Origin of the sequence: Winogradskyella sp. (genome assembly GCF_028289625.1) — a bacterium.
Classification (GTDB): domain Bacteria; phylum Bacteroidota; class Bacteroidia; order Flavobacteriales; family Flavobacteriaceae; genus Winogradskyella.
The window spans coordinates 1-17,076 of record NZ_JANQOM010000068.1 but is presented as its reverse complement, the minus strand read 5'-3'; the positions used below and the strand labels follow the sequence as shown (position 1 = coordinate 17,076).

The following is a 17,076-nucleotide window of genomic DNA, read 5'->3' as shown; positions in this document are numbered from 1 at the left end:
AAGAAGGAAGTAATTTTAAATGATTTGATTGATGGCATTGGTCTTTTTTAAGATCGAAAGACTTGAAGGCAGCTAAAGGTATAAAAAAAGCGTTGCAATATGCAACGCCTTAACTTTTATATAGCAATTTCTAGTTGGTTATGAATGATATCATCAAAAGTTTCGCGCTTTCTGATAAGATGCGGTTTTCCTTTATATAATAATACTTCCGCAGGTCTGTAACGTGAATTGTAGTTACTCGCCATAGTAAAACAATATGCACCAGCATTTTTAAAACATAGAATATCTCCTTCCTTAATTTCATTTATACGTCTGTTATTGGCAAATGTATCTGTTTCGCAGATATAACCGACAACGGAGTAGAAACGTTCTCGGCCTTTAGGATTAGATATATTAGTTATTTCGTGCTGTGAGCCATAAAGCATAGGCCGTATTAAGTGATTAAAACCAGAATCGATTTGAGCAAAAACCGTTGAAGTAGTTTGCTTTACAACATTGACCTTGGCTAAGAAAACTCCAGCTTCACTTACCAGGAATTTACCAGGCTCAAAAGCTAAGGTTAATTCCTTACCATAGTCTTTACAAAATTCATTAAAACGCTTTGATAGTTTTTTGCCTAATTCTTCTACATTGGTTTCAATATCACCTGATTTGTATGGTACTTTAAAACCTGAGCCAAAATCAATGAACTCGAGATGATTAAAGCTTTTGGCCGTTTCAAACAAAATCTCACTCGCATACAAGAATACATCGATATCCAGAATATCACTTCCTGTGTGCATGTGAATACCGTTGATGTTCATTTGAGTATTTTCAACAATACGAAGTAAAAGCGGTATTTGGTGAATGGAAATACCAAACTTGCTATCAATGTGTCCAACAGAAATATTAGTGTTTCCACCAGCCATAACATGTGGATTAATTCTAATACAAACAGGAATATTAGGATGCTTAGTGCCAAATTGTTCTAAAATTGACAGATTATCGATATTAATCTGTACACCAAGTTTTGCTACATTTTCAATTTCTTCCAAGGATACACCATTTGGTGTGTAGATAATATTCTCGGGTTTAAAACCTGCCCTAAGTCCCAATTGAACTTCTTGAATAGAAACGGTATCCAAACCAGAACCTAAGAAATTGAATAATTTTAACACAGAAATATTAGAAAGTGCCTTAACAGCATAATTAAGTCTAAGTTGTTTGACATTTTGAAATGCTTTGGTTAGGCGTTCATACTGTGAGGTAATTTTATCGGCATCATAGACATAAACCGGACTGCCAAAGTCATTAGCTATTTTCAAAAGGGTTTTGTTGTTCATAAGTCATCTCCAAATTTGTAATTGCAAACTTAGACTTTCAATAGTAGACTTGAAATTAATTATAGTAAATTCACTATTTTTGCACAAAATGTTAAATACTTAACAAATGAAGACTATTACATCTTGTGTAGAAGCTATTGTTTTAGAACAGCCTTTTTTGGAAGAAGCTTTGTCGAAGGAAATCATTAATTATTCGGCATTAGCCAATGTGTTAAAGGATGAAGTCTCCAATACCTTAGGTAAACCTGTTAAATCAGGTGCCATTATGATGGCACTAAGACGATTTAAAGACACAATCTCCGTTAGTAAGCCTTATTATGGTTTAAACACCTTGCTTGAACAGCTAGGTGACATTACATTAAGGTCTAATCTTAGCGATTTTACGTTTAGAAATTCTAATACCTTAATCAATAGCCAAGCGGATATTTTAAATAAGATTAAGGACAAGAGTCATATCTTCTACACATTTACGCGAGGTATTTTAGAAAGCAATATTATTATTTCCAGTTCTGAGAAGGAAGCTGTATTGGAAAGCTTTAAGGATGAGGATTGCATAGCATTAAAGGAAAAATTATCTGCTATAAGTCTTGTATTGCCCAAGAACAATACAAAAGTTGCTGGGCTTTATTATCAAATATTGAAGCGTTTGGCATGGCAAAATGTATCGCTTTATGAAATCATTTCCACGACAAATGAATTTACCATTGTTGTCGAGGATGCCTTTGTGGATAGTGCTTTTTCCATAATAAAAAGTCTGAATAAGAATTGAGTATCAACGATCTTAAAGCTGAAAAATCAGCTTAAAAAATATTGGTTTAAACTTTGGGGATGTGTATTTTTGCACAACGAAATTAATCTCTGATTACAAATGAATTTACACGAATATCAAGGAAAAGAATTACTAAGCAGTTTTGGAGTACGCATTCAACGCGGAATTGTTGCGCATAATGCCAAGGAAGCTGTTGATGCGGCGAAACAATTAACCGCTGAAACAGGTACTAGTTGGCATGTGATTAAAGCGCAAATTCATGCTGGTGGACGCGGAAAAGGCGGTGGTGTTAAGTTGGCGAAAAACCTTCAAGAAGTTGAAGAGCTAGCTGGACAAATCATAGGAATGAATTTGATAACGCCTCAAACATCTGCAGAAGGAAAAAAAGTGCATCAGGTATTAATTGCTGAAGATGTTTATTATCCTGGGGACAATGAGCCTGAGGAATATTACATGTCTGTACTTTTAAACAGAGGTACTGGTAAAAACATGATTATGTACTCTACTGAAGGTGGGATGGATATTGAACAAGTCGCTGAAGAGACACCGCATTTAATTTTTACAGAAGAGGTGGATCCAGCATTAGGATTATTACCTTTTCAAGCACGTCGTGTAGCATTCAATTTGGGTTTATCAGGTACTGCATTTAAAGAGATGACAAAATTTGTATCTGCCTTATATACAGCTTATGTGAAGTCAGATGCGTCTTTATTTGAAATCAATCCTGTTTTAAAGACTAGTGATGACAAGATTATGGCTGTTGATTCTAAAGTAACTTTAGATGATAATGCATTATATAGACACCGCGATTTAGCTGAACTTCGTGATTTACGAGAAGAAAACCCGATTGAAGTAGAGGCTGGTTCTCTTGGATTAAACTATGTGGACTTAGACGGTAATGTTGGTTGTATGGTCAATGGTGCAGGTTTGGCTATGGCAACAATGGATTTGATTAAACAGGCTGGTGGTGAGCCTGCCAACTTTTTGGATGTTGGTGGTACTGCTGATGCAGCTAGAGTTGAAGCAGCTTTTAATATTATTTTAAAAGATCCAAATGTAAAGGCCATTTTAATAAACATCTTTGGTGGTATTGTAAGATGCGATCGTGTAGCACAAGGTGTTATAGATGCTTACAAGAACATAGGTAATATTAAAGTTCCAATTATAGTGCGCTTACAAGGCACTAATGCGGATATTGCTAAAGAACTGATTGATAATTCAGGACTCGATGTATTAAGTGCAACGGAATTTCAGGAAGCAGCTGATAAAGTACATGAGGTACTCAGCTAGAAAGAGACGTAAACATAAAGATAAAGTCCCTAAAATATAAATTGTTTTAGGGACTTTTGTTTTGGTTAAAAATTGGTTAAACAGCCTAATTTTATTGAAAATAACATCAGTATTTCTTAATTTAAGGAAAATGTCTAGTGCTATGAAAAATTTATATTTTACTCTTGGTTTATTGATGGTGTTTAATTTTGTTTTTCCACAAAGATTTACCCATTATTATCCTGCAATTGAGCCATCATTCCATGATCAAGAGCGGCAAGAACGGTTAATTGATGCTATTGAAAAATCCGAAGATTTAAAATGGAAAAAAGCGGTTGTAAACTCAAATGATGAAACAAAAGCGGTTGTGGCAAGATACAATCCTTTCATTGATGAAATCGAAATAAAAGATGGCGAGCGCTATTTTAAGCTTTCAAAAACCGATAATCTACAAATCACTTTTGAGACCACCAATCAGACCTACGCGTTAAAATCCTATAAAGGTACTGACAATGAGATTTTTAGAAGCTATTTTATTGTTAATACTATAGACAATGCAGATTTTATAGTGAAGAAGCAGTCTTATGAGATGAAATTATTACGAAGGAAACTCTATAGTTTGGTGAAAATGGACAGAAAAGAACTAGTTAAGTACAATCATTATTATCTTCATTTTAATGAAAAATTATGCTATTTGTCCACAAATAGAACAGTGATTAGAAAAAATTATCCTGTTCACAAAAAATCTATTATTAAATACATTAAGGAACACAACTTAAATTCTAAGAATGAAGCAGATTTGATAAAATTGGCAAACTACATTCAGAGTTTAGAAGCCTAATTGTAAAATCAAAAATAAGCATCGTAATCAACGGTGCTTTTTTAGTTGTTTCAGTGCGAAATTATCTATTAATCAATATTAGACTATAGCAATAAGTATGTCACCTAAAGCTAACAATTGTTCATGGTAGAGTTTTTTTAATGCCGACCTTTTACAGATGCAATCCACATTCTGTTTTTGGGTTATTATTCCAACGACCACTGCGATCTTCACCTGGCACAGTACAATGTTTACAACCAATAGAGTGGTAACCTTTGGCGACCAGCGGATGAAACGGTAACTGATGTTTTTCTATAAAAGCATCGCGTTCTTCTTTAGAAACATCTACAAGAGGGTAAAACTTAAGGATAGTACCACGATCTTCAAATATATCTAAAGTCGATCTATGATCGGACTGCCACTTCATTAGGCCAGACATCCAAACTTTATACTTTTTTTTAATGGTTTCTAATGGCTGTACTTTATTAATTGAACAACAGAAATCAGGATTCTTTTTCCAAGTTTCGTCTTTTGTTGTGAACTCGTGTTCTTCTTTAATAGCCGAAATAGATGTTACTTTGAGGTTGTACTTTTTCTCAAGAACGGATTTGTATTTAAGTGTATCCTCAAAATGATAACCAGTGTCAATAAAGAAGACTTCTTGCTTTGTATTGGCATCAGATACTAATTTTAATAAAAAAGCCGAAGTCGCTGCAAAAGAGCTTGTGAGCATTACATCAGAAATATCAAAATCTTTATAGAGCTCTTTAATACGTTCTGTGATTGATAAAGCCCTGTACTTATTGTTTAAGGTTTCAATTTGCTCAGCAGTAAAACTGTTGACCTGCTGAATATTTTGAGAGGTTTCAAACATCTATTAATCGCTTAAGTCAGTGCAAGGTATTAGCTAATTATTTAACAAAGAAACAATTGATTCATTTTTGCGAAGTTGATAATTTTACCTTACTTATTTTGCTTTTTTGGCATTGGACCCCTTAAATAAATGATTAATCCGTTAAGAAAATTCCTAAGAATTTGGTCGCCACACTCTTTATATTTTGGATGGTCTTCACGTCTAAAGAATGCATTAAGCTCACTTTTAGAAATTCTAAAATCTACCAAGGCGAGTATGTTTACAATGTCTTCATCTCTTAGCTTATGAGCGACCCTTAATTTCTTAAAAATATCGTTATTCGTCATATAGAGTTGGTGTTAATTATATAGCCATTGGTAGGCTTTAGCAAAGTTAGTAGACCAAAGCTTTTCATTGTGTTCACCATCTTTGATGATATGACTTGATATCTGTTTAGAAGTTACACCCTTGGATTTTAGCAATTCCACTATTCGCTCTTGATCGGGAACCATTGAATCCCCTTCTTTTTCACCAATCAAAAAGAAGAACTTAGATGATTCTGGAATCGTAGAGGATGTTACTAGGTCATAGATTTTGCCACTAAACCAAAATGAGGCCGAAAAAACACCAGCTTTACCAAATACATTTGGGTATTTTACTATGGCATAAAAAGAGATTAAACCGCCTAGCGAAGCGCCAAATATGGTGGTATTTAGGGCATCGGATTTCGTTCGGTAGATAGTATCTACATGAGGCTTCAAGGTGTTTTTTATAAAGGCTAAATAGGTGTCACCTTTTCCTCCTCCGTATTCTTGATGTTTGTAAGGGGTTAATTCGTCTATACGCTTTTCATTGCCATGCTCAATACCAATAATGATGCTTTCTTTTCCTGTTAATTGGTCTAAATATTCATCAACTTTCCATTCTCCAGCATAGGACGTCTCATTATCAAACAAATTTTGTGCATCATGCATATAAATAACAGGATAGCGTTTTTCAGAATTTTTATAATCTTTAGGAAGATATACCCAAATTTGTTTAGTTGTATCTAATTGAGGTGCTGCTATTGTAAATTTTGTAACCTGTTCAGAAGCAGTGCTTTGTGCATACAAATACGTTATTGTGAGTGCAAAAAATAACGTGCAAAAATGTTTCAATCTCATGCTATTATTGAGTTTTATGGTTGATAAACGTTTAAAAATACCGACCAAGTACCTTCAATTTTTCGACAAGATACATTATATCAACGACAATAAAATGATGCACCTATTTAACTTTACCTTGTTAATTAATTCCCTCTACACATGATCAATCGTGCTGAAAAATTGAGTTTGCTTTCTGAGATGATTGCTTTTGCTCAAACAGATGACAATATAAAATCCATAGAATACAATTTCTTACTAAGTATTGCTAAGCAATTGGATATTTCTAAGGAAGATTTTGAATATCTTTTTGAGCATCCTGTGACTTATGTTCATTTAAAATCCCATAGTGAGCGTATTGTTCAGTTTCATAGATTAGTACTTTTGATGAATTTAGACCATAAAGTGTCATCAAAACAATTAGTGAAAATTCATAATTTTGGTTTACGTATGGGATTAAGTCATGAGTCTATTAATCGCGTATTAGATTTAATGGATAGTTTCCCTGACAAAATTGTACCTCCTGATTTTTTAATTGATATCTTTAAAGTACAGTATAATTAAGTGAGACACAAAATTGAAAAGTCTTTCAGGCGCATTCAATTTTGATTGTTGAATTTATGTTGCTAAAAAGCGGTATCTCATTGTACTTAATTCATAATTTGTAAAAAAGGAATATTTATTTTGGTCACATTCAGAAACCTGAATAAATGATTCAAATTGTGATGGGATTCTTCGTCACTTTCACTTCGACTGCGCTCAGTGTGACAGCTCTGTAGGAAAGACAATAATCATATTATAGAATTTCACTTCACCTTCAATTTCTCCAACTTTTCCTGATAGGCCGTGATTTCGTCCCTAAATCTAGCCGCTTCCATAAAGTCTAAGGCTTTAGCAGCTTGTTCCATTTGTTTACGTTTCTCACGTATCTTTTTTTCAAGTTGACTTTTGGTAAGATACTCGCTTTCTGGTTCTGCAGCTAATTTGGCTTCCAATTCCGTTCGGTAAGTGCTTACTGAGTTCTTGGCTAAGGCACTGTCTAAACTTTTGTTCAATGCCTTTGGTGTGATATTATTTGCTGAATTATATGCAATTTGTTTTTCACGACGGTAATTCGTCTCGTCAATAGTTTTCTGCATACTTTGGGTAATGGTATCTGCATACATAATAGCTTTTCCATTGAGATTACGCGCAGCTCTCCCAACGGTTTGGGTTAGTGAACGGTTTGACCGTAGAAACCCTTCTTTATCCGCGTCTAAAATAGCAACCAGTGATACTTCAGGTAAATCTAACCCTTCCCTTAATAAATTAACTCCAACCAAGACATCAAAAATACCTTTACGTAAGTCTTGCATAATTTCTACACGTTCTAGCGTATCAACATCACTATGGATATAACGACAACGAATTGAAATTCTGGTTAAGTATTTTACCAATTCTTCGGCCATTCGTTTAGTAAGGGTAGTAACTAAAGTACGTTCGTCTTTCTCCACACGTATTTGAATCTCTTCGATGAGATCATCAATCTGATTTAAACTTGGTCGTACTTCGATTTCAGGATCTAATAAACCCGTTGGACGAATAACCTGTTCAACATAAACGCCTCCCGTTTTCTGCATTTCATAATCAGCAGGAGTTGCAGACACATAAATTACCTGATTTTGTAGAGCTTCAAATTCTTCAAACTTTAGAGGTCTATTATCCATGGCAGCAGGAAGCCTAAATCCATATTCCACTAAATTTTCTTTTCTACTTCTATCTCCACCATACATGGCATGGACTTGAGAAATAGTCACATGGCTTTCGTCAATTACTATCAAATAATCATCTGGAAAATAATCCAATAAACAGAAAGGCCGAGTACCAGCTGCTCTTCCATCCAAATAACGTGAGTAATTCTCTATGCCAGAGCAATAGCCTAATTCTCGAATCATTTCCAAATCAAATTCCGTACGTTCTTTAAGCCGCTTAGCTTCAAGGTGTTTGCCTATGTCTTTAAAATAATCATGCTGCACCACTAAATCATCCTGAATATCCCTTATGGCATTTTGAAGCACATCAGGAGAGGTTACAAACATATTTGCAGGATAAATATTTAAGCGATCATAACGTTCAAGAATTTCATTCGTGTGTGCATCGAAGGCTTCGATTTCCTCAATTTCATCTCCAAAAAAATGAATTCTAAAAGCGTTGTTGGCATAACCCGGAAACACATCAACTGTATCTCCTTTGATCCTAAAATTCCCATTTTTAAAATCAGCTTCAGTTCTAGAATATAAACCTTGTACTAATTGATGTAATAACTTGGTGCGGGAAATAACTTGGTCACGTTCAATAGTGATTACGTTTTTTTGAAACTCAACAGGGTTTCCGATACCATATAAGCAAGATACCGAAGCAACGACTAAAACATCACGTCTACCAGAGAGTAGAGAAGAGGTGGTGCTTAGTCGCATCTTCTCGATTTCCTCGTTGATGGATAAGTCTTTCTCTATATATACACCAGAAACAGGAATATAGGCTTCCGGTTGATAATAATCATAGTAGGATACAAAATACTCAACCGCATTATTGGGAAAAAACTGTTTAAACTCCGAATACAACTGTGCAGCAAGCGTTTTATTATGTGCCAAAACTAAGGTTGGTCGTTGCACTTCTTGTATCACATTGGCTATAGTGAACGTTTTGCCAGAACCCGTGACTCCAAGTAAGGTTTGGTAGCGTTCTTCTTGGCTAATTCCGTCGGCTAATTGTTGTATGGCTTCTGGTTGATCACCAGTAGGTTGAAATTCTGATTCTATCTTAAATCGCATCTTGCAAAGTTACGATAAAGAAAAATGTCAATCAATTATCTTCTTATGGCAAAATGCCCTTTTACCTGAAATGATTCACTACCACGTCTTACATCCGCAACAAACCAATAATCACTTGCTGGCAACTTTTGTCCATTGAAAGTACCATCCCATCCAGGTGTATTGTGCCCTAGGATTTTTAGAAGTTTTCCATAGCGGTCAAAAATATGAATTACTGTACCTGGTAAGGTCTCTACACCAACAATATGCCATGTGTCAAACTGTCCATCGTCATTTGGTGTCATATGTTTTGGAATATCAATGACAAGCACTTCTCTGGTCACTTCCGAGCAACCATTTAAGTCTATGATAGTGATGGTGTGGTAGCCCATAGCAACATTTTCAAAAACATTGGACTCTTGCGGATCGCCATCATCCAATTGATATAAATAATTGCCTATTCCGCTAACGGTAACCGTAATATTGTTTGGGTCGGAAAAATCAATAACTTCTGTAGCTTCGATAGTAGCTGCTTCGGATTCAGAGACATCAAATACTCGTGTGTCTTCACAGCCAAATTCTGTGGTAACAGTTACCCAATAGTTGCCGACTTCGGTGATTTCAATTTCAGGAGTCATTTCACCAGTTGACCATAGGTATTGGTCAGTTGGAATATTTGTGTTGGCAGAAACTATTAATGGAAAGTTATCCAAACAAATAACCTGGTCTTCGATATCGATAACTGGCAATGGGTGAATGATTACCGAGAATTGTGTGATAGAATAGCAACCCGTAGTGTTATTTTCTATTCTGGCAAAAATAATTTCAGAATCAAATGCAAAATAGTTAGTGTCCAATGGAGCAGTAGCATTATTTGCATCCTGTGTTGAATTATAATAAGTCACATTAAAATTCGATGGGTTTTGATTTCCTAATATATTGGCATCTTGTTGCGCTAGATTAAACTCCAATAATCCATCAAAATCATCATCACAAGCCACTAAGTCTTCGGGTTGATTGGCAACTGGAAGTGGGTTGACATTCAAATTAAATTCATAAATTATATGGCATGCAGTTGTGCTAAACGATACACGAGCAAATATGATGTCATTATTTGTTAAATATGTATAGTTGGTATTTAGAACATTTTCATTTGCTATTGCATCTGCTTCATTAGAAAAATAGTTAAAAATCACATCGGTGCTATCGTCCACTAAAGCTTCATTAATTATTGTGAGGTCAAAGCTATTGTTTTCATTTTCGCAAATGTCATAAGACTGAAAATCATTAATAACAGGTGGTGTATTGACAAATAAATCTATCGGAACCAAAGCATAACAATTGGATATGGTATTTGTTATTTTAACATAAACGGTTTGTGGGTTACTTGTATTTGTATAGGCTTCAGGATCTGAAATAATATTGATGTTGGCTTCAGCATCTTCAAGATTTTCAAAGTAAGTAATCTCAATATCATCTTGCCTAACATCCAAAATATCAAACTCGGATTCCGTTAAATCAAATTCCGTCAAACCATCATAATCCACGTCACAGGATGTCATAGGTAAAGACGCATTGACTTCTGGTACTTGAATGACATTTAACTCAAAAGAAGCAATAGAATTGCAGATAGTGCCATTGTCTATTTGAACATAAATGGTCTGTGGATTAACCGTATTGGTGAATGCAACCGGTAAAGCATCAATACTATTCTCTGCATTAAATTGAGAGATGTAAAATGTAATGCTTAAGTTATCAGCTATACCATTTGATATTTCGTCAATCTTAGTTGTTAAATCAAAAGTTTCAAACCCATCGTTAGTGATATCATCACACACAAACAAGTCGCTAGGGTTGTTAAAAACAGGATTTGTACCTACTTCAATCGTAAAGCTCGAAGTCCCATAGCAATCCTGATCTGTAAGATTTTCTACTCTTACAAAAATAATCTGGGGATTGCTTGTATTCTGGAAAGCTATATCCTTATCAATGGCATTGGCTCGGTTATCAGCATCGTTCTGATTCAAATAATATAAGACTTGCTTATTAGTTTGTCCATTTAGAATTTCAGCATCTTTAGTGTTGAATACGAAGTCACCAAAACCATCACTGCTGTCCTCACAAATTTTATAATTGCTTATGGCTGTAAATACAGGAAGGGTATTTACTATGATGTTCAATGTTTCAGTAGAGTAACAACCGGTTATCGTATTCTCTACACGAATGAATACGGATTCTGTTTGAGCATTATAGGCACTTTCATTGGTAATGGCATTTGTAGCATTATCAGCATCTTGCTGACTAGAATGAAAACTGATTGATCTTTCATTAGTGCTACTAACAACTTCTGGTATAACATCCAAAAGATTAACAATGAACAAAGCATCTTGGTCATCATCGCAAATGATAAGATCTGAGGGGGAAGAGCTAATAGGAGCTTCTAAAACTGTAATTTCGAATGAATCGTTAGTGTCTGCACAACCCGTATCATTAGATTGAATACGCGTATATATTATAAAAGGGTTGCTTGTATTTGTGTAAAAGGTTGGTAAGGCATTGCTATTATTTGTCGCATCATTTTCAGATAAGAAGTAAGTCACGCTAAAGCCTGTTTGTCCATTAGTTACTAAAACATCAAATTGCGCTAAATCTATGGTTGTTAATCCATCTTGGTCTTCATCACAAACTGTTTGGCTTGAGATAGATTGAAATTCTTGGATAGGAACTAGTATGAGATCAAATTGCGATACTTCATAACAGGTAGGACTTGATAATCCTAAGTAAATCGTTTGTGGATTACTGGTTGGGATAAATGGAGCACTTTGGTCTAAGACATTTATTTGATTATCTCTATCGGCTTCAGTAAGATAGAATTCAATTGTAATATTGAATGGTAAATCATTAATTATATTATCGGCAATTGACGAAAAATTGAATTCTTCAATACCATCGTTGTCAATGTCGCAACGTGTAACGTCATCTATATTTGTTGCAGTGAGCAATAAATTGGTATGGATCTCAATTGGTGTTACAGATACACATCCTGAAGTATTACTTTCAACCCTGATGTAAACAATTTGTTCTTGCGCGACTATATTGGCATAATTGGTAGTGTCTGCTATTGGATTTGTTCCTGAAAGTGCATCTTGATTGGTTTCATGAAATGTTACACTGACTCCTGTCAATCCTTGAAGTACATCGGGAATTACGGTAGTTAAATCAAAATTTGCAAAACCATCATGATCTGCATCACAAGCGTCGATATAATGGTCATCGGTATTTATAACAGGATTGTCCAAAACTGTGATGTCCAAGCTTGTGGTACTAATACAACCTGTTTGCGGATTCTGAACACGGACGAAAACTTGCTCATTGACACTGGTATTTACATAAGGCATTGTTAATGGACTATTACCTGTCGCAGCATCTATGGCTGAACTATGATAGGTAACGACTAAGTTAGCTTGTCCGTTTGTTATTTCGTCGTTTTTAATGTTGAGGTCTATAGTGGTAAATCCGTCAGCAGTCTGATCGTCACAAACCTCTAATGGTGTTGGGTCAATAATACTTGGTAATGAATTAACAACAAGATTAATTGTCGAAAAAGCCAAACAACCATTGTCGGTATCTTCAATTCTTACGTAAATAATATCAGGATTTGTCACATTTTGAATAGGACCTGTAATAGGATCGATACCATTTTCGGCATCTGTATTACTGTAGTGGTATGAGATATTATAATTTGATGTGGGAACAGAAGCTAAGACTTCGGCGTCTTTAGTTGATAAATCGAATATCTCAATACCATCATTGCTTGGGTCATCACACAATTCAAAATTCGAGATAGGATCGGATGATTGAGTAGAACTCAAAGTTAAATTAATATCATCGTCTATAGTACAAGCACCTCCTGCTAACGGAATTTCTATCTCCACACGATAATTACCGGTTTGTAAAGCTTCGAAAGTGGTTTGATTGGCACCAGGAACCAATACATTATTAAAGTACCAACGATATGTTGCTTGTGGATTTCCTATATCTCCATCTAAATTGACTACACTCGCACAGGTTGAAAAGTCTTCACCTAAGTCAACAGCTGCATTAAAACTATTGCCTTGAATAAATACAGCAGAATCATAATTCTCATCGGTTTGATCAGCGATGATTAACTTAATTTGATATTCAACATTGGGTTGAATAGAAGCTGATGCGGAAAGAACAGTTGTTCTACCGTTATAATTGGTATCTCCTAGACTATAACCCTCAAAATATTGTTCGTTAGAAGCATCACAAAAACCAACAATTTCATCATGTACAGTATTGGTATTAACTGGTGTACTGGTTCCAGGAACAAGTGCAATATTTACATAAGGGTTACTCGTGTTGGCCTCTCTAATTAAAAAAGCAAAGCCATCAGAATATTGACAGGGAAAATTCCCAAAATATTCTTCTGAGGCTAATATGTAATTAAATTGTATCTGATTAGAAATAGAAATAAAATTGAATTCGATGGAAGTCGCATTTAAAGTGCCACTTATGCCCAGAGCCGTTTCTAAGTCGGGATCAGTGGTCCAACTATTGTTACCATCATTTAAAGTCTCGGAGTTTTCACCGTTTCCAGCAGAATTGGCATCTCCGGTAGTTAAAACAATACCATTTTGAAATGGAAAATTTGAAGAGCCGCGTTCAAAATAGCCAAAACTTCCTAAGCCTACAATACTCCCGTTAGAAGGTGAGCTAATATTCGATACTTCAACACAACCTTGAATTAAGTTGTTTTCAATTAGATGATGTGGTGAGATTGTATTATCTACCGAGATTTGTTGTGCATTTATAGTACAACAAAAAAGGCATAGCCACATAAAGAGGGAACGATTGCTACAATCCATAAGTTAATGGTTAAGTTTTTAGATGCAAATAAGTCTAGACTTGGGGGCTGTTATTATTAGCATGTTGTGCGCTGAAAAGTAAGGGAAATGAAGATTAAACACAAAAAAACACGACAAAATACATAAAATGTTAACATTTAAACACAGCTTAAGGCATTTGTAGTTAAAAAAGACCTCAATAAGAGGTCTTTTTCCCAAATTGAAATTTCGAAAACATTACAGCCTCAGCATATAATGTTTCTTAACCTGAAACTCCATATCATAGTATTATGATGACTATCAATCTTCATTGATGTCTTTAAAAATAAATTATGAGGGAAGCTTATAAAGAATTAAAAGGGAAAAGATTATTCTTTAAGACTTGTACTTTAAAAGTAGAGTGAGTTCTTTAAAGTTCCAAATCAATAAGACCAACGCATCAAAAAATTAACATTTTCAGTAATTTACGTACACCCAGCCTACCATTGGTCGATAGTCTGAATCATTGAGATTTAAAACATAAAAATACGTCCCTACAGGGACACGTTTACCATGATTATTTAATCCACGGTTTATTTTACCTAACCATGGTTTTTCATTGTCACCTTCAAAGATTATATCTCCATAGCGATTATAAATAAGGAGTTCATGTTTAGTGAAAATATCGTATAGCCCTTGAATATTAAACCAATCATTTCTGGTGTCGTCATTTGGTGAAAACCCATCAGGAATAAATGGCGGACAATTATCAACAGTTAACTGAAATTGATAAATCTCATAGCAAGGGGGACTTTCTAACCTTACATAAATGGTTTCGGGTTGGGCTACATTATTATAGGGCATTGGTATTAAAATTGCATTCGATGCTGTTTCTAAATCCTCAAGGGACAGATAAAAAGAAACGTGTTCCTCTTCATAATCCAAACTTTCTAAAGCATCAAATAAGTTGTAGGTCGAAACTTCAAAACCTTCATTACAACCTATAAGATTCGGTAATGCAATAATATCTGGGATGACTAATAATTCAATATCGATAGAGTTGCTATTATTATCTTCATTAGCTTCTGCGATTGTTCCTGTCATAGTGCCATCATCATCAACGATTGCAGTTATGGTCAAGTTAGAAGTTGGGCTTTCAGGAATTGTTACAGTTATCGAATTACTTTCTGATGCACCAATATTAAGTGCATTCGCCGTTTGGCTCTGACCTATCAAAAGGTCTTCTAAATAGAAAGCGATTGGTGTATTGGCAGGTAAAATAGAAGTGCTATTAAAGTTGTTTACGGTGTAAAAAAGCTCAATGCTGCTATCACCACAATTAAGTGTATAATCATCAATACTAATTGTGGCATCAGGTAATAAACTGTTCAAGACTGTAATAACATTGTTTATAATGATTAAATCGGCCCTAAAATCACCATCTTCATCAAAGCCACCAGTTGTTAACTTAATCGATAAAGAGGTATCACCAATACTGATGTTGTTTTCAATATCATATACATCGAGATCACCATTATAGAAATCACTAGAATTGGTAAATGAGTTGCTGCCGTTAAAGGCGTTATCGGCTAAATTAAGTGGTGGATTGGAGATAATATTGTCATTAATTGACAGCGATTCACCATAATTAAGGATGTCATCGCCCTCCCAGGCCAAAAAACCAATTTTCGCCCCATCGTTATCAAATACGTTAATGTTGTTGAGGGTAATTTCCTTTTCTTGGACATTACGGTTAATAATTTCCAGACCTTGGTACAGGTTAACCTGGTTTAAAGGTAAATTAGCATTTTCATAAATAATATAAATGCTCCAACCTCCAAAATTAGTTGCATTTAAACAATAGCCAGTATTGGATAGAATAGAACTATTAATATCAGCATCTGAGAACGTGTACTCAACATTGCCTTCGGTAATTATTTGGTCTGTAATGTCGGCGTAGCATGAAAAATACGAGAGTGTGCCAAAACTTACGGTATCAAAGGAGACGTTATATAGAGCGTCGGCAGCTATAGGCAATCCATTAAGAGAAACATCGGTGTCTCCCATTCCTGATCCAGCCCAATAGAGATAGGCTTTAATGATCTGGTTACTCGGGTCCAAAGAAAGGGTCGCGGAGGACGATTCTAAAATTGTACAGAATTCTGAACCATTATTTTCACTAGGATTTAATGTATTGCCAATGGCTGTATAATCAAACCTACCGTTGAACTGCTGAAACAATGTAATGTCTTGTGCGCATACAGGGACTGTTACACCATACAAAAGAAAGCATAGTATGTAGTATATGCGTTTCAAAAGACTTAGATTTGCCAAACTAAGTTACGGTTTTTTGTCTATCGCTTCAAACTAAAATGACTGGTAAAGGTTCTCCCGTCCTGGAGCTGCACCCTAAACCAGTAATCGCTAGTGGGCATTTTGGCGCCGTTGTAGGTACCGTCCCATCCTGGGCCCAAGGGATCGAGCTCCTTGAGGAGCTTGCCATGACGGTCAAAGATGAGTATGGAGGTGTTGGGCTGAAACTGCCTGCTGATGCCCTTTACCTGCCAAAAGTCGTTGTTATCATCGTCGTTTGGGGTAAAGAACCTAGGGAAACCTATGACCGAGACCAGCTCTTCGGTGATACCGCAGTCGTTTTTGTCCCTTACAAAAACAGTATAGAGCCCAGGCTGAACATCTTCGAAAATATTTGAATCTTGGTAAGGGCCGTTGCTGTTGTCCAGAGCGTATTCATAATCCCCTTCACCGCTGACGATTACCGAAACGGTGTTGTTGTTGGAGGCGTCCCTGACCTGTATATCCGTTATGGTGGCAATGTTGGATGGAAGGACGGTAATGGTCCTGTCCTTAAAGCAGCCGTCGGTATTGCTTACCCTTACGGTATAGGTGCCAGGCGCATCGACCTCTATGGTAGCCGTATTTTCGCCATTAGACCAATCAAAGAAGTAGTTGCTCGGCGAATCGTCGATTAGGCCAGCAACCAGGATAATGGTCTGGGGGAAAGCGTTGAGGCAGTATATGGTCTCCGATTCGGTCTGGATATCTGGAAGCCTAAAGACGGTCAGCTCAATTTCGCTGATGCCATAGCAGGCGTTTGCGTTTTCCACACGCGCATATATGGTCTGGTTATAGGGAACGGTATTGGTAAAGGTATTTCCCAGAGGATTACTTTCAGTCAAGGCATCTATATAGGTTTCGTAGTACTCAAGGTCCAGCCCTGCAGGAGCGCCAGCGAGCACAATGG

The 17,076-nt window shown here is 35.8% G+C and carries 12 protein-coding genes; 4 read left to right on the top strand and 8 right to left on the bottom strand.

Annotated elements, in window-relative coordinates:
* Window positions 1-116: 116 nt before the first annotated feature.
* The gene (gene lysA / locus Q0992_RS13635; protein ID WP_299525457.1) at window positions 117-1,322 is read right to left on the bottom strand and encodes a diaminopimelate decarboxylase; all 1,206 of its coding nucleotides are present in this window, start codon (window positions 1,320-1,322) and stop codon (window positions 117-119) included.
* Between the two features lie 106 nt (window positions 1,323-1,428).
* Here lysA and Q0992_RS13630 point away from each other — a divergent pair, with 106 nt between their 5' ends.
* The 3 genes from Q0992_RS13630 to Q0992_RS13620 all read left to right on the top strand — a co-directional run bounded on the left by Q0992_RS13630 (window position 1,429) and on the right by Q0992_RS13620 (window position 4,201).
* A complete protein-coding gene (locus Q0992_RS13630) occupies window positions 1,429-2,091 on the top strand; it encodes a hypothetical protein (protein ID WP_299525455.1) in 663 nt (220 codons plus the stop codon).
* 99 nt (window positions 2,092-2,190) lie between these two features.
* A complete protein-coding gene (sucC, locus tag Q0992_RS13625) occupies window positions 2,191-3,381 on the top strand; it encodes an ADP-forming succinate--CoA ligase subunit beta (protein ID WP_299525452.1) in 1,191 nt (396 codons plus the stop codon).
* A gap of 142 nt (window positions 3,382-3,523) precedes the next feature.
* Window positions 3,524-4,201 carry a hypothetical protein gene (locus Q0992_RS13620; RefSeq protein ID WP_299525449.1) on the top strand — a complete coding sequence of 226 codons (678 nt, stop codon included), beginning with the start codon at window positions 3,524-3,526 and terminating at the stop codon, window positions 4,199-4,201.
* A 151-nt stretch (window positions 4,202-4,352) separates the two neighbouring features.
* On the opposite strand, the gene Q0992_RS13615 is transcribed toward Q0992_RS13620, so the two are convergent.
* From Q0992_RS13615 to Q0992_RS13605, 3 genes are all read right to left on the bottom strand, one after another.
* Window positions 4,353-5,054 carry a phosphoadenylyl-sulfate reductase gene (locus Q0992_RS13615; RefSeq protein WP_299525446.1) on the bottom strand — a complete coding sequence of 234 codons (702 nt, stop codon included), beginning with the start codon at window positions 5,052-5,054 and terminating at the stop codon, window positions 4,353-4,355.
* An 89-nt stretch (window positions 5,055-5,143) separates the two neighbouring features.
* The gene (locus Q0992_RS13610; RefSeq protein WP_299525444.1) at window positions 5,144-5,380 is read right to left on the bottom strand and encodes a DUF1456 family protein; all 237 of its coding nucleotides are present in this window, start codon (window positions 5,378-5,380) and stop codon (window positions 5,144-5,146) included.
* A 12-nt stretch (window positions 5,381-5,392) separates the two neighbouring features.
* The gene (locus Q0992_RS13605) at window positions 5,393-6,196 is read right to left on the bottom strand and encodes an alpha/beta hydrolase-fold protein (RefSeq protein WP_299525441.1); all 804 of its coding nucleotides are present in this window, start codon (window positions 6,194-6,196) and stop codon (window positions 5,393-5,395) included.
* A gap of 141 nt (window positions 6,197-6,337) precedes the next feature.
* Between Q0992_RS13605 and Q0992_RS13600 the strand changes: the two genes are divergently transcribed.
* Window positions 6,338-6,739, top strand: a complete 402-nt coding sequence (locus Q0992_RS13600; protein WP_299525438.1) for a TerB family tellurite resistance protein — start codon at window positions 6,338-6,340, stop codon at window positions 6,737-6,739.
* A 242-nt stretch (window positions 6,740-6,981) separates the two neighbouring features.
* On the opposite strand, the gene uvrB is transcribed toward Q0992_RS13600, so the two are convergent.
* From uvrB to Q0992_RS13580, 4 genes are all read right to left on the bottom strand, one after another.
* Window positions 6,982-8,988, bottom strand: a complete 2,007-nt coding sequence (gene uvrB, locus Q0992_RS13595) for an excinuclease ABC subunit UvrB (protein WP_299525435.1) — start codon at window positions 8,986-8,988, stop codon at window positions 6,982-6,984.
* 35 nt (window positions 8,989-9,023) lie between these two features.
* Window positions 9,024-13,856, bottom strand: coding sequence for a T9SS type B sorting domain-containing protein (locus Q0992_RS13590; protein WP_299525432.1), 4,833 nt, complete (start codon window positions 13,854-13,856; stop codon window positions 9,024-9,026).
* A 435-nt stretch (window positions 13,857-14,291) separates the two neighbouring features.
* Window positions 14,292-16,130: a gliding motility-associated C-terminal domain-containing protein gene (locus tag Q0992_RS13585; RefSeq protein WP_299525429.1), complete on the bottom strand. Its 1,839-nt coding sequence runs from the start codon at window positions 16,128-16,130 to the stop codon at window positions 14,292-14,294.
* 38 nt (window positions 16,131-16,168) lie between these two features.
* Window positions 16,169-17,076 (bottom strand): T9SS type B sorting domain-containing protein (locus tag Q0992_RS13580; protein ID WP_299525426.1); only part of this gene is annotated, 908 nt, incomplete at its 5' end.

Excerpts from the sequence above, each read along its gene's own strand:
- Q0992_RS13605 (WP_299525441.1), bottom strand. The coding sequence starts at position 6,196 with ATGAGATTGAAACATTTTTGCACGTTATTTTTTGCACTCACAATAACG.
- Q0992_RS13610 (WP_299525444.1), bottom strand. The coding sequence starts at position 5,380 with ATGACGAATAACGATATTTTTAAGAAATTAAGGGTCGCTCATAAGCTA.
- sucC (WP_299525452.1), top strand. The coding sequence starts at position 2,191 with ATGAATTTACACGAATATCAAGGAAAAGAATTACTAAGCAGTTTTGGA.
- Q0992_RS13615 (WP_299525446.1), bottom strand. The coding sequence starts at position 5,054 with ATGTTTGAAACCTCTCAAAATATTCAGCAGGTCAACAGTTTTACTGCT.
- Q0992_RS13630 (WP_299525455.1), top strand. The coding sequence starts at position 1,429 with ATGAAGACTATTACATCTTGTGTAGAAGCTATTGTTTTAGAACAGCCT.
- Q0992_RS13590 (WP_299525432.1), bottom strand. The coding sequence starts at position 13,856 with ATGGATTGTAGCAATCGTTCCCTCTTTATGTGGCTATGCCTTTTTTGT.
- uvrB (WP_299525435.1), bottom strand. The coding sequence starts at position 8,988 with ATGCGATTTAAGATAGAATCAGAATTTCAACCTACTGGTGATCAACCA.
- Q0992_RS13600 (WP_299525438.1), top strand. The coding sequence starts at position 6,338 with ATGATCAATCGTGCTGAAAAATTGAGTTTGCTTTCTGAGATGATTGCT.
- Q0992_RS13620 (WP_299525449.1), top strand. The coding sequence starts at position 3,524 with ATGAAAAATTTATATTTTACTCTTGGTTTATTGATGGTGTTTAATTTT.
- lysA (WP_299525457.1), bottom strand. The coding sequence starts at position 1,322 with ATGAACAACAAAACCCTTTTGAAAATAGCTAATGACTTTGGCAGTCCG.